We start from the raw sequence: 21,999 nt of genomic DNA, 5'->3' as shown, positions 1-21,999 counted from the left end.
CTTCAATTACTTTTTAAACACTCTCTATTTCATAAGGATTTGTGTGATTTTTTTTGAAAATAATTTGTGTTCCCTTTTTGAATTTTCTTTTCATTTTTATCAAAATTCCCTTTTTTAATTCCACGCTTAAAAATCAAAATAGAAATTACAATTTAAAAAACATCCTTATTATTTTTTATATTTTTTTCGACAAAACCCTCAAAAAAATAGCCGAACAACATATTTAAATGCTGATAATCAGACAAATAATCGTATATTTGAGTAGCTTTTTTTCTATTAAAAATTAATTCATTTACTAATGAATAGTATTTTTAAAATAATCGAATTGTTTAAAACTTTTTTACTTGAAATTGGCGAACTCTCTTATTTTGCAGGTCGTTTTTTTAAAGAAGTTTTTAGGCATCCTACGGAGTTCAAAGAATTCCTTAGACAATGTTTTTATATGGGAAATCGTTCTTTGCTGCTTGTTGCTGTAACAGGATTTATCATTGGTTTAGTCTTCACCTTACAATCTCGCCCCACGCTACAGGAATTTGGCGCCGTTTCCTGGATGCCGTCAATGGTCAGTATTTCACTTATTAGAGAAATTGGGCCTATTATCACGGCTCTAATTTGCGCAGGACGGATTGGTTCTGGAATTGGCGCTGAACTGGGTTCTATGAGAGTTACAGAACAAATAGATGCTATGGAAGTTTCCGGTACAAATCCTTTCAAGTATTTAGTGGTAACCCGCATATTAGCAACTACTTTCATGCTCCCTATTCTGGTATTTTTTGGAGATGCTATTGCCATTTTTGGTTCTTTTTTAGTAGAAAATATAAAAGGGAATGTTTCTTTTTTATTGTATTACAATCAAGTTTTTGACGCCTTGGAATTTGGAGATTTAATCCCGGCAACCATTAAAACTTTCTTTTTTGGTTTTGCCATCGGTTTAGTGGGTTGTTTTAAAGGATATTATTGTAAAAAGGGAACTGCAGGTGTTGGTTTAGCGGCTAACTCAGCAGTGGTTTTTACCTCGATGCTATTATTTATTATTGACTTTATTGCTGTTTTTATTACTGATATTTTTTATGATTTATAACTGATTATGAAGACATCTATACCAAATCCAAACCCAATTATAGAGATTAAAGACTTGAGAAAAAGCTATGGTGACAATCATGTTTTGGATGGTTTTAATATGGTTTTGAATGAAGGAGAAAATCTGGTTATCATGGGAAAATCAGGTTCTGGAAAATCAGTTATGATAAAGTGTCTTATTGGTTTAGAAGAACATGACAGTGGAACTGTTGTAATAATGGGAGAAGATATTAGTGAACTCGACCATTCAGCATTAGATGATCTTCGTACGGAAGTAGGCTTTCTTTTTCAGGGAAGCGCACTCTATGACTCGATGACCGTCAGAGAAAATTTGGAATTCCCTTTACGTCGCCACAAAAAAAAATTCGGCAAAATAAAAGACACCACTCCACTGGTTATGGAAGCATTGGAAAATGTAGGTCTGGCACATACTATAAATTTAATGCCCGAAGAGCTTTCGGGAGGAATGAAACGAAGGATTGCTTTGGCCAGAACTTTAATTCTACAACCAAAAATCATTCTTTATGATGAACCAACTACTGGTTTAGACCCCATTACTGCAAAGGAAATTTTACTGTTAATGATGTCTATCCAGAAAAAATACAACACTTCGGCAATTATCATTACACATGATGTGGATTGCGCCAGAATGATTTCGAACCGAATGATTTTATTGGTAGACGGTATCAATTATATCGAAGGAACTTTTGAGGAACTATCAATTTCAACAGATCCTAAAGTACAAGCTTTTTTTAAATAAGAATAGATATGGAGAAAACGACATCACAAAAACTGCGCCTTGGACTTTTTGTAATCATCGGATTAATGCTATTTGTACTGGCAGTATATTTCATTGGCGATAAGCAAAAAATGTTTGGAAAAACCAATCATCTGAAAGCGGTCTTCAATAACGTAAGTGGATTACAACTAGGTAATAACGTACGGTATTCAGGGATAAATGTAGGCACTGTACGCGGAATAGAAATGATCAATGATTCTACTATAAAAGTCGATATGCTGATTGAAAAAACCATTTTTCCTCACATTAAAAAAAACGCTATTGCCACTATAGGTTCAGATGGTTTGGTAGGTAATATGATTATAAATATTATTCCCGGAAAGGGGATGGAAGCTGCTGTGAGTCCTGGGGATGAGATTCAATCCTTAAACCGTATTCGTACGGATGATTTGCTGAATACCCTTGGTGTGACCAATAAAAACGCGGCACTTCTTACTGCTGATTTACTTAAAATTACACAGGAAATAAATGAAGGCAAAGGAACGGTGGGTTTATTGATTAAAGATTCCACTTTAGCCAATAACCTAAAAGAAACCATGCGATATTTAAAAATTACCGGACAAGGAACTTCGGAGTCCGTGAAAAAATTAAACCGACTCATTTCTTCATTAGAAAATAAAGATAATGTGATAGGTTTTTTGAAAGATACGGCTGTAGCCAATGATATGAAAGCGGTAGTTCGCAATTTAGATAAATCCAGTACTGAAATAAATAAAGTAGTAACCAATCTCAATTCGACAATTGCAAATATTAAAGATGGAAAAGGAGCTATAAACTACTTATCAAATAATCCGAAATTAGTTCGAAAAATAGACTCTACGATGACAAATATTAACGAAGCGAGTTCACGTTTGAATGAAAATATGGAAGCATTGAAACACAATTTTTTATTTCGGGGTTATTTTAAAAAACAGGAAAAAGCAAGAAATAAAGAACAAAAAAAAGAAGAACCGGATAAAAAGTATTGAACAGCAAAAAATATGAGATCATGGTTACTATAGAGAAATTAGGAATAATTCTAAGTCCTACTGACAACGAATTTGAAAATAATGGTGTGTTCAATCCCGGTATTTATCAGGATGGAAATACCATTCATGTTTTATACCGGGCAGTAAAACATGGAAATTTCTCAACCATAGGTTATGCAAAAATGGATGGTCCTCTTAAAATAATGGAACGGCATGAAAAGCCATTGATAACACGTGATTTCGATTACGAAAAACATGGTGTAGAAGATGCGAGAATTGTAAAAATTGAGGATACCTATTATATCACCTATACCGCTTATGACGGTGTCAATGCAATGGGAGCACTAGCTACCTCAAAGGATTTGATTCATTTTGAAAAACATGGAATCATAACTCCACGTATAAATTACCAAGAATATGAAAATTTTGTGACTTTTTGTGACAACAATAAAAATAAACTAAATCCAAAATACCATCAATATTATAAACTTTTTGCAAAAATAGGATTAGTGGGAGATGAACTTAGATTGCTCAGAGATAAAGATGTGGTTTTATTTCCAAGAAAAATAAACGGGAAATTTGTTTTATTGCACCGCATTTGGCCTGGAATTCAGATCGTACAATTTAATGACTGGAAAGATTTAACCGAATCCTTTTGGGAAGATTATCTTAAAAATCTTGTCAACCATATCGTACTTGACCCAAAAGACATCTATGAAGTAAACTACATTGGTGCTGGTGGACCACCTATAGAAACTGAATTTGGCTGGTTGATAATCTATCATGGTGTTCAGGAAACTACAACAGGAAAAGTATATCGTGCCAAAGCAGCATTACTGCAGTTAGACAAACCCGAAATTGAACTTGCCAGATTACTTTATCCGCTATTTTCCCCTACCAAGCAATGGGAAATAGAAGGCGAATTAAGAAACATAGTGTTTCCAACTGGTCATGCTTTATTTGGGAATGATCTTTACATCTATTATGGTGTAGCTGATAAGCATGTTGCCGTAGCAAAATTAGACATCAACGAATTGCTTCTTGAATTGAGAAAACAATGTTAGCAAAAGCGCCATGAAACTCCAAAAAGGAATAAAAATGTTAATTGTAAGTTCGTATCCGCCAAGAGAATGCGGTATAGCAACTTTTTCAAATGATATTGTAAATGCAGTGAAAATTGTTTTTGGAGATACATTACCGGTTGAGGTATGCGCTTTGCAGAATAGTGAACAACACTTTGAATATAATAATGAAGTAAGCTATATTTTACCTGTTAATTCATTGAAACATTACCGGATGGTTGCCGAAAAAATAAATGAACGAAACGACATCGCATTGGTTTGTATTCAACATGAATTTGGTCTTTTTAGAGGCGAATACGGCGATTATGTTCTCTCTTTCATACTAGCTCTAAACAAACCAATTGTTACTATTTTTCATACCGTGCTACCGAATCCGGATGAAAAAAGAAAGAAAATAGTTCATGCTATAGCTGATTTATCCGATCGAATCATTGTACTCACCAAAAACTCACAGACTATTTTGACTACTAATTACGGTGTTGAGGAAACCAAAACAATTGTAATTCCCCATGGCAATCACAATGTATTATGGGAACAAAAAAATACTCTAAAGAACACTTATGATTTCTCGGATAAAATAGTGATGTCCACATTTGGTTTAATCAGTCAAAATAAAGGTATCGAAACCGTATTACAAGCTTTACCTGAAATTGTTAAAAAAAATCCCGAAGTAATTTTTCTGGTAATTGGGAAAACACATCCTGAAATAATTCGTCAAGAGGGAGAAATATATCGCGACAGTCTTATCAATTTAGTACAAGAACTTCATCTGGAAAATAATGTTATCTTCATTAATGAATACCTACAGTTGTCTCAATTACTGGAATATCTAACTCTATCAGACATCTATTTATTCTCTTCCAAAGATCCTAATCAAGCCGTAAGCGGTACTTTTGCTTATGCCATGAGTTGTGGTTGTACTGTTATTTCTACTCCAATACCGCATGCTGTTGAAGCATTAGTAAATGGCAACGGAATACTTTTGAATAGTTTCGAAAACTCCGAAGAATTTAAAAACGCAATAGTATACTTGATTGAAAATAAAGAGGAACGAATAGCGATGGGTAAGAATGCATTTTCTTTGTCACACGCCACTAACTGGGAAAATATAGCCATTCAATACCGATTACTTTTTGACCAATTAACCAATCGAGAAGAAGATTTAAGATTCAATTTCCCTCCCATAAAACTAGACCATATCAAAAAACTCACTACTGATTTTGGAATACTTCAGTTTTCAAAATTCAGCCAGCCCGATCCTGAGTCGGGTTACACATTAGATGATAATGCCAGAGCACTGATTAATATGGTCCTATATAACAAAGTTTTTCCAGACAACAATACCTTAAAATTAGCAAATACATATCTGAATTTTATAGAAGGCATTCAACGAAACAACGGCTGGTTTGATAACTACAAAGATTTTGACCATCAATTAACCAAACAAAATGAAGAAGTAAATCTTGAAGATGCCAACGGTAGAGCGCTATGGAGTTTAGGAACGGTAATTTCCCACAGGGACTCCTTACCTTTAGAAATGATTTGCCAGGCGGTAAAATGTTGGGACAAAGCCATAAAAAGAATTGACGATATTAAATCCCCAAGAGCAATAGCCTATGCTTTGAAAGGGCTGTATTTCTATCATTCTATTTATAAAGACGAAGAGATAAAGTCCCATATTGAGAAGCTTGCCGATGAACTTTTGCGCCACTATAATATCAATTCAGCAGAAAATTGGTGCTGGTACGAGGATTACATGACTTATGCAAATAACGTTTTGCCCGAAGCCATGATGTACAGTTATTTAGTTACAAAAAATCCTAAGTACAAAAAAATTGCGGCAATCACATTTGATTTTCTTCTTTCTCATTATTTTATGAAAGGACAACTAAAAGTAATCTCAAACAGAGGTTGGTTTAAGAAAGAAAATGAAAGGGTTTTCTATGGGGAACAACCTATAGAAGTGGCTACTACAATCCTTGCATTGGATTTATTTTATGAAGTCACCCGAAACAAAAAATACAAAGATCAGCTTAAACTGGCTTTCATTTGGTTTTTAGGAAATAATCATTTGAAACAAATTATGTACAATCCAGAAAACGGATCATCTTATGATGGATTAGAGGACAAACATATCAATATCAATCAAGGAGCTGAATCTACCTTATGCTATTTTAAAGCAAGATTAATAATGGAAAAATATTCTGATAACTGATATTTGAATTTTAGTGAGAAATCGATTTAATCATCAAAAAAAATCCATTATTTTACTTTCGTGAAATACGAGTTTTTGCTTTTCGAATTTGATTTTCGGCTTTATGACGCAATTCTTCGTCATGCAAAAACCATCCTGCAATAGCGCCAATACAACTTCCCAGAAAAATATCCATAAAGCGGACAGAAATTAAAGTAGTAGCATCAACGACCATCGCGCTGCCAGCTTCAGCTAAAAACAAAGTCAATGGCGTAATAAAAATAACTGCCAAGCCATAATGTCTCACTATGAGCATTTCGATTATAAATTGCAGTACTATTATACAAATACAAATAGTTAAAGGTGTCATTTTGAACAATAACAACAACCACGCAAGTCCCAGACCAACAAAAGTTCCCAAAACACGTTGAAAACTCCGTTGCCATACATGTTTAAAACTGGCGCCCTGCATTACAGCTGCACACGATATAGGGAGCCAATACGGATTTTCTAATTCAAGTAAATGACCTGTAATCAGTGATAAAAATATAAAAAATCCCACAATAACGGATTCAAAAAGAGTCGTGTCATTATTTTTTTCAATAACAATTAACTCCTTTTTTGGCGGATATTTTTTAGTGCTATATAAACTATAAAATAAGGCAAGTGTACAAGCTAGCATAGCTCCCATTCCAATTAATCCAACACGAATGGGAATAGTCGCCAAATTAAATGGCATACAACTGGCTAGGGAAGCAATCATGATAAAAAAGAAACTTCCAGGAGGTTTCATTCTAAAGTAATTAACGACCCAATGCACACTGATGGCAAAGAAACCCAAAACCACAGAGGAGACTATGGGGTTAAAACTAAAACAAACCCCTATAAAGAAGGAAATCATAAAACCAAACGAACAAGCCAATAGTGTAATCATTCGGCGAGCTACAGTAGTTAAAGGCATATACAAAATAACAAGTCCTGCAATACAAGATAATATTCCATAATCAAGCCGGTCAAAATAATAACCAATGAGCAACGGTATTCCAACGCATAATGATGCTAAAACAGGAATATGCCAAAGTCGCTCTGTTTTTTTTAATTCAAACAGTGCCTTAATTTCACTAATAAACAGTATTTTTAAATTATCATTCACCTGTTTAAGTTCTTTTTTAAATACTTTTCAAAGCTTCAATGAGTAAATCAATATCCTCTTTTGTATTAAAATGACTAAACGATATACGCAAACTTGGTTTCTTCAAATCTTCTATAGAAAGCATTTCGGCTAAAACATGTGAAGGTTTTATACTTCCGGATTGGCAGGCGCTTCCGCGAGAAACCGCAATTCCTTTCATGTCTAAATGAAATAATATCATCGCCGTTTTTGCTTCTGCAAAAGGCAATAGAACATTCAAAACAGTATAAAAGCCATCAGGATTTCCGTTAATTTTAAATTCCGGAAATTCAATTTTGAGTTGGGCAATCAAATAGTTTTTCAGCTCAGCAATATGATTCTGCTCTGTTTCTAAATTGGTATAGGAAACTTCCAATGCTTTTGCCATACCGGCGATTTGGTGCAATGCTTCGGTTCCGGCACGCAATCCTTTTTCTTGTTCTCCTCCAAAAAACAATGGTTGTAACCCAGAATTTTTTCGAATAAAAGCAAAACCAACACCTTTTGGTCCATGAAATTTATGCGCACTTGCCACAATAAAATCAACCGGTATAGTTTGCAAATCAATCGCTGCTTTTCCAATGGATTGTACCGTATCTGAATGAAACAAGACATTATGCTCTTGACAAATGCGGCCTATTCGTTCCAAATCTAAAACGGTTCCGGTTTCGTTATTCACATGCATCAGGCTCACCAATGTTTTCTTTTCCTGCGAAAGCAACTCTACTAAATGTGTGATATCAATTTCCCCATTTGGTTTAACATCCACATAATCAATTTGAATATCGAATTCTTTTTCTAATACTAAAGCCGTGTATAAAACCGCATGATGCTCTATTTTACTGGTAATAATTCGTTTTACCTGTAAATCTTTAACCGCAGAACGAAGAATCCAATTGTTGGCTTCGGTGCCACAAGATGTGAAAATAATTTCCTGCGCAGTCGCATTTAGATTTTTAGCTATAGATTTTCTGGAAAGTTCCAATATACTTTTGGCGGCACGACCCAAACTATGCGTTGAAGATGGATTCCCATAATCTTCCGTCATTACTTTGGTCATTTCTTGGATCACTTCGGCACGAATAGCAGTTGTAGAAGCGTTATCGAGATATACTTTTTTCATTTTTTGAAAATTATAAAATTATTTTAAACCTTCTATTTCTGTTGGAACGTTTTTCGATTTTCTAGAAAAGAGTATTCTTTCATTAAAAACAACTATCGAAATCATAATCAGGAAATAGGAAAATAACTGGAGTGCGCTCACTTGTTCATGATAATAAAATATTGCCAATAGAAACCCAATAATTGGATTAATATATATCATAATTCCTACCGCAGATGAATTGATTCCTTTTAATGCGTACAAGTTTAAAAACAACGGAATAATCGTAAAAAAGACTACGATTACTAGCAAACAGCTATAGAATAAGGATTCTGTGGGTAAATCTCCACTATAATTAGGATAAAAAGGAAGCAGAATTATTGCTGTAAAAACTAATTGAATAGTCAAAACAAGGAATTTGTCCAATTCACTATTTTTTCGTTGACTTACTAAATACATCGCATAGGTAGCTGCCGTAATAAGGCTGTAAAAGATATCTTCAAAATGATTTAATGATAATAAAACACAGCTAAAGGTGCTTATCATTACTGCAAACCACTGCCATTTACTCAGTTTCTCTTTTAATATAAAAAAAGCTAATATGGTGGTTAAAATTGGGCAGATCATATAAGCTAATGAAGCTGCTTTTACACTAACATGATTCATCACATAAATAAAGACAAACCAGTTTGAGGATAGAAATACGCCACCGCCAAGTGTCAACATAATAACACTTTGCTTTTGTTTTGCAGTCATCGTTTTGAAATGATCCCAATTTTGCAGCATTATATTGCGTCGAAAAACAACATTAATAAGTACCATCAGCGCTACACTAAAAAACACACGGTAAAATAAAATATCTAACGAAGGATAATTGTGTAATGGTTTTAATGCTAAACTAAAAAAACCCCAGATAAAAAAGGCAGAAAAAGCAGCTAAATAATAGTTATTCGGTCTCATTATAATGTAAAATTTGCGCAAAGATAATGATTTCTATCCGCTTTGAATTCATGTAATAGCAGCAAAACAATAAAGCACACGCTATTATATTCACCTCACTATTTAAAATTTAAAAACCCAATATCCTGTTAAATAATCTATTTTTAAAGGGGAATGCAATTGGAACAAATTAAAAATTCTATTTTTGTTACAAATACTATAAAAATGAAAAGAGTTGTAAGCCTACTGGTTTTTGCGTTACTATTAAACGGTTGTGATGATGGTGATTTAATTCAAGAAGACATTAGTTTTGAAGATGTTGCCGCACAAAATTGCACGACAAATAACATCATCTACAAACTGAAAGATAGTGAAGCCCTTATTCTTGAAGTTGCCGGATTTACTTTTCCAACCGAAACTAAATCCCAAGAATTAGACATTAACGCCTCAAATCGTGTACTGTATCGCTTTTACAACGGAGCAGTAACTTCTTCTACCATTTGTGAAACCATTCCGCCGGCTACGCCAATTGTTGTGGATCAATGGACCACTTCCGGTGGAAAAATAGTTATAAACACTACCGCCATTAAAACCGCAAATACAACGGATAACAGTACTAAAATCACAGGTTACAATCATAATATCACCTTCAAAAATATCACATTTGTAAAAAGTAACGGGACACAAGTTTACGAAACATTCCCTTTTGGCGACTATATAATTAGCGCTTCTCCTTTGCCTTTTGCATTCAATAAGACTCTTGAACAATGCCCGACTACTAAACAATTATATGATTATAACAGTAATGAAGCACTTATTCTAGACATTGATGCAGCTTTAATTGTTAATCAAGCGACACCGCTAAATACCCCAAGAACTGGATTGATAAGCGACACAAAAAACAAACTTACGTATCGATTATTCTCCGGTTTACTAACTGGCGCATATTTTTGCAACACTACTTTTCCGGCAACTCCTGAAGTTAGCGAAGAATGGATTGCAGTGGCTGGAGTGGCAAACGAAAGCGGAATTGTGGAAGTAACAACTACCACTTTGGGAGCTGGTTTTAAACACACCGTTGTTCTTAAAAAAACAAAAATGAAGAAAGGAAGCAGTGATTTTATTTTGGGTGATAATTACATTTATGGTGAATTATTGACCACAAATTAATCTCAAATAGGCAGCAAAATTAGAAACAAAAACAGCTGTTTTTAGCACCAAAAAAAGGTCCGATTTTTAAGTACATTTTCTAATGAAAACTGCTTAAAAATCGGACCTTTTTTTTGAGCTTTAAAAAACCAAAATAAAGCTTACATGGCACTTTGCTTGATAAAAACTTCTGTTGCTCCTTGACCATATTTTTGATAATTCCCTTCTTGAAAAGCAATGTTATCATAACGACCCAATAAAAAATCCAGCTCTGCTTTTAGGATTCCTTCACCCACGCCGTGAATAAAAACAATCTTTGGAATGCGATTGCGAATGGCAAATTCTATATGACGTTTTGCCGTTTCGGTCTGCAGAGTCAGAATGTCATAATTCGACATCCCGCGTTTATTTGGCACCAGCTTTTCGATGTGTAAATCAAACTCCGGAGCCGGAATTTCGTGCTTTGATTTCTTTTCTTTAACAAAACTTCGCGGTTTTGGGATCTCTTTCTCCTTCGAAACTTCACTTACATTAATTCTTCTGATAGAATCGAGTAAGTTACTGGAATCGTTTATTTTAATTAATTCGTTGACAAAAAATGTCATCGTAAATCCATCCTCTGTTTCTATTGTAATTTGCTTATCTTTGACTGATAGCACTACTCCGTTCATCGCTTCGTCAAGCACTGAAACCTTATCTCCTTTGTTAAACATTTTCGTCTTCTTTATCTTGATTTTTACTTGGCGTTTTGGCACTCAATTGCATCATTCCCATCATGAAGACTACAATTGCAAGTACCATTATATACACATTTTTTTCGGCACTCACCTGCTCGTATAAAGCAACAATGATGGCGATAACCATTATTGGAATTATAAACTTTCTCATCTTTTTAAATATCAGTTTTCAAAAGTAATGAATTTAAAATTGCATCAATTATTATCGCAACCGTTTCTTATTTTTTCGTAAAATTGTAAAAAGAAAAACCATTGGATTTAGAAAAATATATGCTCCCGTGTTTAAACAAAACACTCTTTGGAACGGAGTGTTTGGGCTGTGGTTTTCAGAGAGGTTTTTTGTTGCTTTTGCAGGGTGATTTTGGAGGTGCTTTTAAGATGTATCCAGCCATTTTTACCACCCTGTTATTTCTGGGAATTCTGGGTTTTAATTTTATCGACAAAAACAGAAACTACAAAAAATTAATCATTGGTTCCGCAATTTTAAATGGTGTTTTTATGATTGTGGGTTATTATTTTAAGCACTACTAATTAGTTGTTGTTTTTGACTTTTGACACATAAATATTATTTGATTCTTGTCAAAATATCATTCATCATTTCGATCTGCACTTTTTGAATTTCTATTAATTCTTCTTGTTGATGCATAATCAAATGATCCAGTTTCTCATGAAGCATTCTGATTTCAAGTTCTGATTTCAGATTAATCATATAATCTTTTTTGGCTCTATCCCTGTCTTTTTCTTCCTGACGATTTTGACTCATCATAATCACCGGAGCTTGAAGTGCGGCAAGACAAGACAAAATTAGATTCAGCAAAATAAATGGATACGGATCAAATCCTTTATTCAAGAGAATGTAAATATTAATCAAAATCCAAAAAAGAATAAATACTCCAAAAAGGATTATAAATTTCCAACTCCCTCCAAAGGCAGCTACATTATCAGCCACTTTTTGTCCATAGGTTCGAACTCCAATTTCATCTTCAACAACACTCACTAAAGACTTATCTTGGTTTAAAGATCCAATTACCTTCGTTTCCAGATTCGACAACTCCCCTATTTCGACTACTAAATAATTAGATATATATTTCTCCCGATACATATTCAACTCCCCAATTGCTAAGAATTTATCCTCATCAAAATCAGGAAAATCCTTTTGTATTAGTGCCAGAATTGGGTTTCTGATTGATTTAGCAATAATTTTATCCGCTATTGGAAATTCTTTTTGGGAAATATCACTTATAAAAGTAGTCTTGGATTTCATATTTAATTATTTATTGGCTAATTTAAAAAAACACTTTGACCAAAACTAATAATTGGTTTCTATACATTGAAAATAAAATAGATACGCAACAGCTTTTTTATCTTAAAAAATTAAAAACAGCAATAACCATTGCTTTTAATATCAATTTATTTAACAAAAGTGTCTAAATAAACAAGATAGCTTTATGTTTAAGAAATAAATAATTCAAAATAGTTCAATATCTTTGCAGTTCGTTTTAAAGCCTATGAAAATGTTACTGAACTACAAAAATATTCCTTTCTGCTATTGTTGTTGCTGTTTTTAAAATACTCTCTTTAAAAAACATTGTTCAAAAACGAATACCCTTTGTAATCAATTAGAATCTGATTATTACAATTTTAAGACAAAACAGCATGAAATCACAAAAAATATTAGACCTTATTGGGAACACGCCATTAGTAGAAACTACTAATTTGATACCAAATAAAAACGTAAAACTTTTACTGAAACTCGAAGGAAACAATCCTGGAGGCAGTGTAAAAGATCGCGCAGCCTACAACATGATTGCTTCTGCATTAGAAAGAGGAGAAATTAAAAAAGGAGATAAACTTATTGAGGCAACAAGTGGTAACACCGGAATTGCTCTGGCAATGATTGCCCAATTATTTAATATCGAAATCGAACTGGTTCTTCCGGAAGATTCCACCAAAGAACGCACCCAAACCATGCGTGCTTATGGCGCCACCGTCATCTTGACACCCGCAGCTACCGGAATAATCGGTTCCAGAGACTATGCTGACAAAAAAGTAGCCGAAGGTGGCTACATTATGCTAAATCAGTTTGCAAACGATGATAACTGGAAGGCGCATTACAAAACAACTGGTCCGGAAATATGGAATGATACCGAAGGAACTATAACTCATTTTGTTTCTGCTATGGGAACTACGGGAACAATTATAGGCACTTCCACGTATTTGAAAGAGAAAAATCCAGCGATTCAAATTGTAGGTGCTCAACCCAGCGATGGGTCTCAAATTCCAGGAATCAGAAAATGGCCTGAAGAGTATTTACCTAAAATTTTCGACGCCAAAAAAGTAGATACAATCATTGAAGTTTCTGAAGAAGAAGCACGAGCCATGACGAAACGTTTGGCGCTGGAAGAAGGCGTTTTTGCAGGAATGAGCAGTGGCGGCTCAGTAGTAGCCGCTATAAAAGTGGCGAATCAATTAGAATCAGGAGTGATTGTTGCTATCATCTGTGACCGTGGCGATCGCTATTTGTCTTCGGATTTGTTTGATTAATTAACGATAACATTATAAAAGAGCCTTTCTTTTTTATTTTAATCCAATACAACTCATGTACCGATTTATAACTTTCTAATCAGGTCAGAAATGAAAAACAAACCATTAATTTACTGCATTCTATTTTTATCAATCGTTATGGGAGGAAAAGCACAGGCTCAGGATTGGCCAAATTTAAATAAATACCAAAATGAAAATGTAAATCTCAAACCGGCAGCACCTGGGCAAAAAAGGATTGTATTTATGGGAGATTCCATAACCGAATTTTGGAGTATAACAGATTCTCAGTATTTTACCGGAAAACCCTACGTTAATCGCGGTATTAGCGGTCAAACCACACCTCAGATGCTAATCCGCTTTAGAGCCGATGTTATTGCTTTAAAACCCGCCGTTGTGATTATTTTGGCCGGAATAAACGACATTGCCGGCAATACTGGTCCTTCAACATTGGAGATGATAGCAAATAATATTTTCTCGATGGCCGAATTGGCAAAAGCAAACCAGATTAAAGTGATTCTTTGTTCTGTATTGCCAGCTTTTGATTTCTCTTGGAAACCCAATCAAAATCCCGCAGAAAAAGTGGTGGCTCTAAATGAAATGATAAAAAATTACGCTGACACCAATGGCATTTTATATCTTGATTACTTTTCGGCTATGACAGATGAACGAAAAGGTTTGCCTGCTTTGTATTCTAATGATGAAGTACATCCCAATAAAACAGGGTATCAAGTAATGGCGCCACTTGCCGAAAAAGCAATAACTAAAGTCTTGTTGCAAAAATAAACCAATACAAAGAAGGAACTTGGATTATACCTTTTACAAAGTAAAAAGGCTCGATTTAACTTTAAATCGAGCCTTTTTACTTTGTAAATTCTTAATTTTTAAGCCAAAGTAGCCGTTGAAGAAATTGCTGCATTCAACACTTTAGAGATAGGACAGTTTTTCTCCGCTTTTGTAACTAATTGTTGAAAAGCATCTTCTGTTATCCCACTGATTTTTGCTTGAAGTGTTAGATGTGATGTTACAATTGTCCCTTCAACCAAATCAATGTCGCATTTGGTTTCGATACTTTCGATTTCAAAACCAGCTTCGGTGATATAAGCCGAAAGTTGCATCGTAAAACAGCCTGCGTGCGCCGCTGCAATAAGTTCTTCTGGATTGGTCCCTACTCCTTCCTCGAAACGAGATTTGAACGAATATTGCGTGTCTTTTAATGTTGTGCTTTGTGTGGTTAGTTTTCCGGTTCCTTCTTTCAGTGAACCATTCCAGACTGCGGTTGCATTTCTTTTCATAATTATACAATTTATGTTTTCTCAAATTTAGTTCATTTGTGAAAAACCACTTTCAGAAATGGGATTTTTTAACTAAAATTTAAAGTTACTTATCCTCTTAAAATTGTAATTCCCCATTTCACATTATATTTTGATACTATTTTAAAGGAAATGTTATAACAAGAAATACAACCTTAGTTTTAAATCAAATCCATATGTGCTATTTTTCGTATTTATTTAATTATGTTTGTTGTAAAAGAAAAAATTTCTGCATAGATAAAGCAAAACCAATTTTAAATAATACAAACAAATTGTGCCATTATTAAAATAGATTTTTTTTTACAAAAACTTAAAAAATAAAAATTAAATAATAGCAACAATAATGCAGGACACCATAAAAGAAACCTATACTGATTTAATGGCTTTTTTAAGAAACCCAAAAGACGAATCGGGGCCAAAACTTACAGTAGCTGAGAAATTTAAAAAACTAATTTCTTTATTGATAATTGAGATTCCAATCATGGTCATTTTGATTCTTCTGATAAGTGGTTTGGAAACATTGGGACTTGTAGATTCAGATAACCACAAAATTCTGGATTTGATCAAGTCGGTTCCGGTTGCATTACTCCTAATCTTAACGGTTGTAATTATACCTTTTTTCGAAGAATTAATATTTAGGCTGTATCTGCGTTATAAAAATAACTATGCACTGCATTTTGCAATTTCATTAGTTTCGTTTACAGGCGTTCGTAATGAACAAAAAGCGGAAACTTTCCTGATTTCTCTGCGGAAACTTTCCTGATTTCTCTTTGGAGAAAAAGATACAAGTTCATCTTTTATTTTTCTGGTGTGCTTTTCGGGTTGATTCACATCACTAATTTTGAATTCTCTTATACTATTTTACTTTTATCTCCAATATTAGTGGCGCCACAAATAATATTAGGTTTTTTTATTGGTTTTCTTAGAGTTCGTTATGGATTTGTTTTAGGGTTTCTAATGCACGCGCTTCACAATGCCGTTTTTATAGGATTCGGATTATTGTCCATGTTAAACCATTCCGAAAAATTAAACGTTGAAACCAGTTTATATTCCATCAAGATAGAGGAAACTAACGATATATACAGCCCAAGTACGCAACAAAATTATCCTGATAGCATTGCCTATAAAAACGTGAGCCTGAAAACAACCCTATCTTATTTACTGAATACAAATGAAATATTACTACAAACGAATGATGAAAAAATGTTTGACAAAACGTTAAATTTAAACTTTAAAAACAAATCGAAAGACAGTTCCCAAACAAAAAGCATTGCCTTGAATCAATTAGCAAAAAGCTATGATTTTACAATTAAAAAAAACACAATACAAACTGAGGTCTGGCATTTAAAAATTATGAATCCGGAAATTTTGGGGAAATACAAAACGGAGAATAACTCTTATGGAAACATGGTTACTGTAAACCCAGAAGAAATTATTATAAAAAAATCTAAGATTAAAACGCTTGTTGATGCTTTGACTAAAGAAAGTAACACAATAATTTTTGATAAAACGGATATCAAAGACAATTACAATTTCACGCTTAAAACCAAGGGTTTTGAAAGCTTAAATAGTCAATTAAAATACAAATACGGACTTTCCTTAGTCAAACAAAAAATGAATATGAAACATATAACGATAGTGTTTCCAAAGCAAAAATAAATCAAAGTAACGTTTATTCATTTTCTAATAAAACATAAAAGCATGATACTGAAATTCAGCATCATGCTTTTTATTTTATACTTATTTTATTGGATTTCAGTTTCTTATTTTTGGATAAAAACAACAGAAAAAGTAGCTCCTTTATTAATTCCATCACTTTCTGCTAAAATTTGTCCTTCGTGTCTTTCTATTATTTTTTTACATAAATACAACCCAATTCCTGTTGAAGGCTCATTTGACGTTCCTAATTTACTCATTTTAGTGAATTTTCTAAACAATTCATGGCTTTGTTTTTGATCAAAACCCAAACCGTTATCCGTTATTTTAAAAAACAGTTTACCGCCTTGAACATAAACACGAACTTTGATTTCACTATTCTGAAACGAGAATTTTATAGCATTATCAATCAAGTTCACTAAAACTCGAATCAACAAAATTTTATCAATTTTCAAGAGTGCTTCTTCAACTTCAATTGACAAATTTAATTTAATGTTTTTATGACTTAACAACTGATTCAATTGCTTTAATACAACAGAAAAAACAGAAGAAAATTGAACAATATCATTTTCGGATTTTTTTTCTATAATTTGATCTTGCTCTTTTAGTAATTTGATGAAATTTTCAATATAATTATATTGTTGCTCCGCAGATTGAAGTATTAATTCCGCTAACTCTGTTATAGACTCTGAAGGTTTCTCCTCTAGGATAAGCAATGCCACCGATTTAGAATTCCCGACAAAGTTTCTTAAATCATGGGAAAGCAAATAGACTAAATCTTGTTTTTCAGTAATGAATTTTTCATTTTCTGCGATGGAATCCTGAATATTGCTCATTAACAAACCTGCTTCGTCAGAGAAATTAGTTGGCAATGAAGGAATAGTTCTTTTGTTTCTATATTCATTCAAGGCTTTAGATGCCACTTCAATGGGCTTAATCAGTAGCTTTAAAAACAGTAACGTAGTACCTGTAGCGGCTAAGGTCATTATAAGTGCAAAAATCAAAATAGTGTCTGCAGAAATGGTTTTACTGCCATAGAGCACAAAAAACAACAACCCAATCAGCGGGATATGAATTCCTATAAATGCGACAAACAAAAATTTGAACGCATAACTATTTTTAAGAAAACCTATATGTGACAATTTTTTATATAACTGCATAGACTATTTTATTTTCATTTTTTTAACAACCGAAAACTATAAACAACAAAATAAGTGATTAATTTCTTACTAATGCTTATTCCTTTCTAAATTAAGTGTTTTTATTTCAAACTATTTACGTGTGAAAAGGGTATTTAGTTCTTAAAAGTCACCACTATATTCTAACTTACAATTTTCTACAAAAATAAAACACAATTGTGCTTATCTGAAATCTTCATTGAACAACAAAACTCAATTCTCACCATCAACTCCGCTGCCCCCGATTGCACCAAAAAACCCGCAGTTGCGAAAGCTTTGGAACACTTGCCGGTAAAGAGCGACCTGCGGAAGCTCCTTTACGGACCTAGTGTTGCTGCTTGTGTAATGAGGATTTGTAGCGGAAAGCGGGATTAGGCTCAAATAAAAAACACTTGAAATAAAAAATATTTCCTAATTTGAATTTATAAAACCATTCAAACGCTTATTTTTGCGCTATGGCAAAGAAAAATACAGACAAAGTTGTCTTTCATCAAATAAAAGTCCTTGATGCTGGTGCAAAAGGCGTTTCGGTAGCAAAGGCTCCCGATGGGAAAGTAGTTTTTATCCCGAATGTGGTTCCCGGGGATGTGGTTGATGTGCAGACTTTCAAGAAGCGCAAGGCCTATTACGAAGGAAAAGCAGTTCATTTTCATGAATATTCAGAACATCGTGTAGAACCTATTTGCGAGCATTTTGGTGTTTGTGGCGGTTGTAAATGGCAGAATATGAAATACAGCCAACAGTTGTATTACAAGCAAAATGAGGTGAAAAATCATTTGCAACGCATTGGAAAAATAGAACTTCCGGAATTTGAAGCGATTCTAGGTTCAGAAAAACAGTTTTTTTACAGGAACAAAATGGAATTTTCATTTTCGAACAGTCGTTGGTTGACCGAAAAAGAAATTGACAGCACCGAAGATTTAGGAAACAGGAATGCACTTGGTTTCCACATTCCGAAAATGTGGGACAAAATCCTGGATATTAATAAATGTCATTTGCAGGAAGATCCATCGAATGCGATTCGTAACGAAGTGAGAGATTTTGCCAATGCACATGGTTTGACTTTCTTTAATCCAAGAGCGCACGAAGGTTTGCTTAGAACTTTGATGTTGCGTACGGCTTCTACAGGTGAAATTATGGTTTTGATTCAGTTTTTTGAGAATGACAAAGCCAATAGAGAATTGATTTTGGATCATCTTTACGAGAAATTTCCGCAAATTACTTCGCTGCAATACGTGATAAACAATAAAGCGAACGACACTTTATACGATACTGACATTAAATTATACAAAGGAAGAGATTACATTTTGGAAGAAATGGAAGGGTTGAAGTTTAGCATTAATGCAAAATCTTTTTACCAAACCAATTCCGACCAAGCGTATGAATTGTATAAAATAACACGTGATTTTGCCGGATTGACCGGAAATGAAATCGTTTATGATTTATACACAGGAACGGGAACAATTGCACAGTTTGTTTCGAAAAAAGCAAAAAAAGTAATTGGTGTGGAAAGTGTTCCTGAAGCAATTAAAGATGCCAAACTGAATGCTGAACGCAATGAAATTACCAATTGTGAGTTCTTTGTAGGGGATATGAAAGTCGTTTTTAACGATAGTTTCATCGCGCAACACGGGCATCCTGATGTAATTATCACTGATCCTCCAAGAGACGGAATGCACAAAGATGTAATTGAACAAATTATGAAAATTGCTCCTGAAAAAGTGGTTTATGTAAGTTGTAATTCGGCTACTCAGGCTCGTGACTTGGCTTTGATGGACGAGAAATACAAAGTGACTCGTGTACGTCCTGTGGATATGTTTCCGCAAACGCATCACGTGGAGAATGTTGTACTTTTGGAAAGAAGATAGCCATTTTAGATTGCAGATTCTTGAATGTTGATTGCAGATTTTAAAAATTGATATTGTCATTGAAATTTTTCAATTCAGCCATCCTATTGTACACCGAATTACATAAAAACAAATTGTAAATGAAAAAAATAATTTTATTGGTATTCGCATTAGCGCTATCCTTCTCCAGTTGTGAGAAAGATGACATTTGCGATGCAAATACACCCACCACTCCTCGTTTGGTGATTGGCTTTTATGATTTCTTGAATCCTTCGGTTTTAAAAAACGTGACAAATCTAAAAGTAGTTGGCGAAGGAATGACTGATGGAATTGTATTTAATACTGCTACTGGAGATGCTAAATACCTGACAAACGGAAGCACGATTTCGATTCCGTTAAGAACGATAGGAACTACAACCAGTTATAGTTTTACTTTAAATTCCGGTAATCCAAATCCAGCTTTGGTGAACCAAGACAATGTAAAATTTGATTATACGGCACAAGAGTTATTTGTCTCGAGAGCTTGTGGCTACAAAACCATTTTTACATTAGACCCAACAAATCCATACACACATACCGATGCTGCAGTTGCAGATACAAAATGGATAAAACACATCTCGGTTGAAAAAAGTAACATAGAAAACGAAAATGAAACACACATTAAGATCTTTTTTTAGTTTTTGTCTCCTATTATCGTTGACTTTGGCACAGGCACAAGAGACTACTCCTGTCAAAAGTGATCCAAAAAGCACCAAAACGGATCAAATAGTTCCTGAAGCGCCTTTACCACTGGTCGAAATTAGTCCTGAAATTATAAAGAGCGATTCAATTCCTGTAAAAACTGACCGATACGGGATTCGTGTGGGACTAGATTTATTCAAATTGACACGTGCTTTATATGACAAAGATTATAAAGGAATTGAGTTTGTGGGAGATTATAGATTGACAAAAAAATATTTTTTGGCTGCCGAAATTGGTAACGAAAATAAAACCACTGATGATGACCGTGTGAATTTCACCACCAAAGGTTCGTACCTAAAAGCAGGTTTTGATTACAATGCCTATGAGAACTGGCTGGATATGGAGAATATCATTTCTATAGGAATGCGTTACGGCTTTAGTACTTTTAATCAGCAATTAAACAGTTATAGAATTTACAATGCCAATCCCTACTTTGGTGAAGTTCCTGTAATTCCTTCCGGTCAAAAATTTGATGGCTTAACTGCCAGTTGGATTGAAGTGGTTGCTGGGGTGAAAGCGAAAGTATTCAATAATATTTTTGTAGGTTTCAGCCTTCGATTGAATCGATTAGTAACCAACAAAGAGCCGGAAAATTTCTCCAACTTATATATTCCAGGATTTAACAGGACCTACGATGGCGATTTTGGAGTAGGATTCAACTATACCGTTACTTATTTTGTTCCTATTTATAAGAAAAAAGTAAAACCTGTAGCAGTTCCTAAGAAAACTGACAAGAAAAAATAATTACGAATTAGGAATTACGAGAATTACGAATGAAAATCAGTAATTAAATTTTATTGATTTTTAGAACGTAAAGTTTTTTGAATAGAGCCAATAATTTTCAATAACTCGTTTATATCAAATAGTAAACTTTCATTTTCTTTTTTAGAAATATAATCCGTATCGGTTAATAATCTAATCCAATAATGGGTTTCTCTGGCTTCTTTATAAGCAATGGTTAGTTTTGCAAAAAAGTCTTTATCGGTTTGTCCACCAATAGCTTCCTCAATATTTGCTGCTATAGATGTGCCCGAGCGAAGTAATTGTTTACTCAAAACATACTCTTTTTTCTCTTCGCACAAGTATTTATAAACTTTCACAATCCGAACTGCGAAAGCATAGCTTTTAATCTGAATAATATTTTCTTTCATAAAAGCTATTAATTAGTTTTTTGCGATTATCGTAATTTTCAATTCGTAATTCGTAATTTCTAACTATCCTATTTCCTTAATTCCTTTCATGAAAATCCATTTCATGAATAATTTCTCTCCGTCTTTCGTTTTTACAGATTGAAATTTTGGTGCTAAAAGCGTTCCTATAACAAATGCGGTTAACGGAATCCAAAAACTAGTTAAATTAGTAAAACGTTCCACTACATATCGAGCGGAAATAAATAATATTGCAAAACATCCCAATTGGTATAGAAATGCTCGGATTTGTAATTTGGTCATTTTATTTTAAGTCTTAAAGTTTTAAAGTCAAAGGTCGAAAGTAAAAAAAAT

General features: G+C 33.8%; 24 protein-coding genes. 14 read left to right on the top strand and 10 right to left on the bottom strand.

All coding sequences use genetic code 11. The features are described 5' to 3' along the window. Nucleotides 1–298 precede the first annotated feature (298 nt). Genes E0H99_RS10015 through E0H99_RS09995 form a run of 5 tightly spaced genes read left to right on the top strand, consistent with a single transcriptional unit; the run spans nucleotide 299 to nucleotide 6,144 of the window. Complete coding sequence (locus tag E0H99_RS10015; protein WP_131994673.1) at nucleotides 299–1,081, top strand: MlaE family ABC transporter permease; 783 nt, start codon at nucleotides 299–301, stop codon at nucleotides 1,079–1,081. 6 nt (nucleotides 1,082–1,087) lie between these two features. Continuing rightward, the gene (locus E0H99_RS10010; RefSeq protein ID WP_131994670.1) at nucleotides 1,088–1,840 is read left to right on the top strand and encodes an ABC transporter ATP-binding protein; all 753 of its coding nucleotides are present in this window, start codon (nucleotides 1,088–1,090) and stop codon (nucleotides 1,838–1,840) included. An 8-nt stretch (nucleotides 1,841–1,848) separates the two neighbouring features. Next, nucleotides 1,849–2,847, top strand: a complete 999-nt coding sequence (locus E0H99_RS10005; RefSeq protein ID WP_131994667.1) for an MlaD family protein — start codon at nucleotides 1,849–1,851, stop codon at nucleotides 2,845–2,847. 20 nt (nucleotides 2,848–2,867) lie between these two features. Then, nucleotides 2,868–3,911, top strand: a complete 1,044-nt coding sequence (locus E0H99_RS10000) for a pesticidal protein Cry7Aa (protein WP_131994664.1) — start codon at nucleotides 2,868–2,870, stop codon at nucleotides 3,909–3,911. 10 nt (nucleotides 3,912–3,921) lie between these two features. After that, nucleotides 3,922–6,144, top strand: a complete 2,223-nt coding sequence (locus tag E0H99_RS09995; protein ID WP_131994661.1) for a glycosyltransferase — start codon at nucleotides 3,922–3,924, stop codon at nucleotides 6,142–6,144. 52 nt (nucleotides 6,145–6,196) lie between these two features. On the opposite strand, the gene E0H99_RS09990 is transcribed toward E0H99_RS09995, so the two are convergent. The 3 genes from E0H99_RS09990 to E0H99_RS09980 are packed head-to-tail and all read right to left on the bottom strand — an operon-like array spanning nucleotide 6,197 to nucleotide 9,356. Further along, nucleotides 6,197–7,276 (bottom strand): FUSC family protein, encoded by a 1,080-nt coding sequence (locus E0H99_RS09990; RefSeq protein ID WP_131994658.1) that lies wholly within the window; start codon nucleotides 7,274–7,276, stop codon nucleotides 6,197–6,199. 16 nt (nucleotides 7,277–7,292) lie between these two features. Further along, the gene (locus E0H99_RS09985) at nucleotides 7,293–8,417 is read right to left on the bottom strand and encodes a cysteine desulfurase family protein (RefSeq protein ID WP_131994655.1); all 1,125 of its coding nucleotides are present in this window, start codon (nucleotides 8,415–8,417) and stop codon (nucleotides 7,293–7,295) included. Between the two features lie 18 nt (nucleotides 8,418–8,435). Then, nucleotides 8,436–9,356, bottom strand: coding sequence for an EamA family transporter (locus E0H99_RS09980; RefSeq protein WP_131994652.1), 921 nt, complete (start codon nucleotides 9,354–9,356; stop codon nucleotides 8,436–8,438). Between the two features lie 204 nt (nucleotides 9,357–9,560). Between E0H99_RS09980 and E0H99_RS09975 the strand changes: the two genes are divergently transcribed. After that, nucleotides 9,561–10,505 (top strand): hypothetical protein, encoded by a 945-nt coding sequence (locus E0H99_RS09975; protein WP_131994649.1) that lies wholly within the window; start codon nucleotides 9,561–9,563, stop codon nucleotides 10,503–10,505. A gap of 140 nt (nucleotides 10,506–10,645) precedes the next feature. Here the strand turns inward: E0H99_RS09975 and E0H99_RS09970 are convergent, their stop codons facing one another. Continuing rightward, nucleotides 10,646–11,197, bottom strand: coding sequence for a Smr/MutS family protein (locus tag E0H99_RS09970; protein WP_131994646.1), 552 nt, complete (start codon nucleotides 11,195–11,197; stop codon nucleotides 10,646–10,648). Next, complete coding sequence (locus E0H99_RS09965; RefSeq protein WP_131994643.1) at nucleotides 11,190–11,372, bottom strand: hypothetical protein; 183 nt, start codon at nucleotides 11,370–11,372, stop codon at nucleotides 11,190–11,192. Before E0H99_RS09965 ends, E0H99_RS09970 begins: the two co-directional genes overlap by 8 nt. A gap of 101 nt (nucleotides 11,373–11,473) precedes the next feature. Here E0H99_RS09965 and E0H99_RS09960 point away from each other — a divergent pair, with 101 nt between their 5' ends. Continuing rightward, the gene (locus E0H99_RS09960; protein ID WP_131994640.1) at nucleotides 11,474–11,752 is read left to right on the top strand and encodes a DUF2752 domain-containing protein; all 279 of its coding nucleotides are present in this window, start codon (nucleotides 11,474–11,476) and stop codon (nucleotides 11,750–11,752) included. Between the two features lie 34 nt (nucleotides 11,753–11,786). Here the strand turns inward: E0H99_RS09960 and E0H99_RS09955 are convergent, their stop codons facing one another. Next, nucleotides 11,787–12,485, bottom strand: coding sequence for a DUF1003 domain-containing protein (locus E0H99_RS09955; RefSeq protein ID WP_131994637.1), 699 nt, complete (start codon nucleotides 12,483–12,485; stop codon nucleotides 11,787–11,789). 392 nt (nucleotides 12,486–12,877) lie between these two features. Here E0H99_RS09955 and cysM point away from each other — a divergent pair, with 392 nt between their 5' ends. Continuing rightward, the gene (gene cysM, locus E0H99_RS09950) at nucleotides 12,878–13,765 is read left to right on the top strand and encodes a cysteine synthase CysM (RefSeq protein ID WP_131994634.1); all 888 of its coding nucleotides are present in this window, start codon (nucleotides 12,878–12,880) and stop codon (nucleotides 13,763–13,765) included. 90 nt (nucleotides 13,766–13,855) lie between these two features. After that, nucleotides 13,856–14,548, top strand: coding sequence for an SGNH/GDSL hydrolase family protein (locus tag E0H99_RS09945; protein ID WP_240723472.1), 693 nt, complete (start codon nucleotides 13,856–13,858; stop codon nucleotides 14,546–14,548). Between the two features lie 98 nt (nucleotides 14,549–14,646). Here E0H99_RS09945 and E0H99_RS09940 read toward each other — a convergent pair whose 3' ends face one another. Next, nucleotides 14,647–15,057 (bottom strand): OsmC family protein, encoded by a 411-nt coding sequence (locus tag E0H99_RS09940; RefSeq protein WP_131994631.1) that lies wholly within the window; start codon nucleotides 15,055–15,057, stop codon nucleotides 14,647–14,649. 361 nt (nucleotides 15,058–15,418) lie between these two features. On the opposite strand from E0H99_RS09940, the gene E0H99_RS09935 reads away from it, so the two are divergent. Further along, the gene (locus E0H99_RS09935) at nucleotides 15,419–15,838 is read left to right on the top strand and encodes a hypothetical protein (RefSeq protein WP_131994628.1); all 420 of its coding nucleotides are present in this window, start codon (nucleotides 15,419–15,421) and stop codon (nucleotides 15,836–15,838) included. Between the two features lie 47 nt (nucleotides 15,839–15,885). Beyond that, nucleotides 15,886–16,734 carry a CPBP family intramembrane glutamic endopeptidase gene (locus E0H99_RS09930; RefSeq protein WP_165930286.1) on the top strand — a complete coding sequence of 283 codons (849 nt, stop codon included), beginning with the start codon at nucleotides 15,886–15,888 and terminating at the stop codon, nucleotides 16,732–16,734. Nucleotides 16,735–16,838: 104 nt separating this feature from the next. Here the strand turns inward: E0H99_RS09930 and E0H99_RS09925 are convergent, their stop codons facing one another. Continuing rightward, entirely contained in the window at nucleotides 16,839–17,891 is a 1,053-nt protein-coding gene (locus E0H99_RS09925) for a sensor histidine kinase (RefSeq protein WP_131994622.1), read from the bottom strand. A gap of 473 nt (nucleotides 17,892–18,364) precedes the next feature. Between E0H99_RS09925 and rlmD the strand changes: the two genes are divergently transcribed. The 3 genes from rlmD to E0H99_RS09910 all read left to right on the top strand — a co-directional run bounded on the left by rlmD (nucleotide 18,365) and on the right by E0H99_RS09910 (nucleotide 21,241). Then, complete coding sequence (gene rlmD / locus E0H99_RS09920) at nucleotides 18,365–19,777, top strand: 23S rRNA (uracil(1939)-C(5))-methyltransferase RlmD (protein WP_131994619.1); 1,413 nt, start codon at nucleotides 18,365–18,367, stop codon at nucleotides 19,775–19,777. Between the two features lie 119 nt (nucleotides 19,778–19,896). Continuing rightward, complete coding sequence (locus E0H99_RS09915; RefSeq protein WP_131994616.1) at nucleotides 19,897–20,433, top strand: DUF6452 family protein; 537 nt, start codon at nucleotides 19,897–19,899, stop codon at nucleotides 20,431–20,433. Further along, nucleotides 20,405–21,241: a DUF6048 family protein gene (locus E0H99_RS09910; protein ID WP_131994613.1), complete on the top strand. Its 837-nt coding sequence runs from the start codon at nucleotides 20,405–20,407 to the stop codon at nucleotides 21,239–21,241. The genes E0H99_RS09915 and E0H99_RS09910 overlap by 29 nt, the downstream gene beginning before the upstream one ends. 50 nt (nucleotides 21,242–21,291) lie before the next feature. Here E0H99_RS09910 and E0H99_RS09905 read toward each other — a convergent pair whose 3' ends face one another. After that, complete coding sequence (locus E0H99_RS09905; RefSeq protein ID WP_131994610.1) at nucleotides 21,292–21,648, bottom strand: four helix bundle protein; 357 nt, start codon at nucleotides 21,646–21,648, stop codon at nucleotides 21,292–21,294. A 63-nt stretch (nucleotides 21,649–21,711) separates the two neighbouring features. Continuing rightward, a complete protein-coding gene (locus E0H99_RS09900) occupies nucleotides 21,712–21,948 on the bottom strand; it encodes a hypothetical protein (protein WP_131994607.1) in 237 nt (78 codons plus the stop codon). Between the last annotated feature and the right edge of the window lie 51 nt (nucleotides 21,949–21,999).

Source organism: Flavobacterium sp. GT3P67 (assembly GCF_004349155.1).
GTDB lineage: Bacteria > Bacteroidota > Bacteroidia > Flavobacteriales > Flavobacteriaceae > Flavobacterium > Flavobacterium ranwuense.
This window is presented reverse-complemented; position numbering and strand designations above follow the sequence as displayed.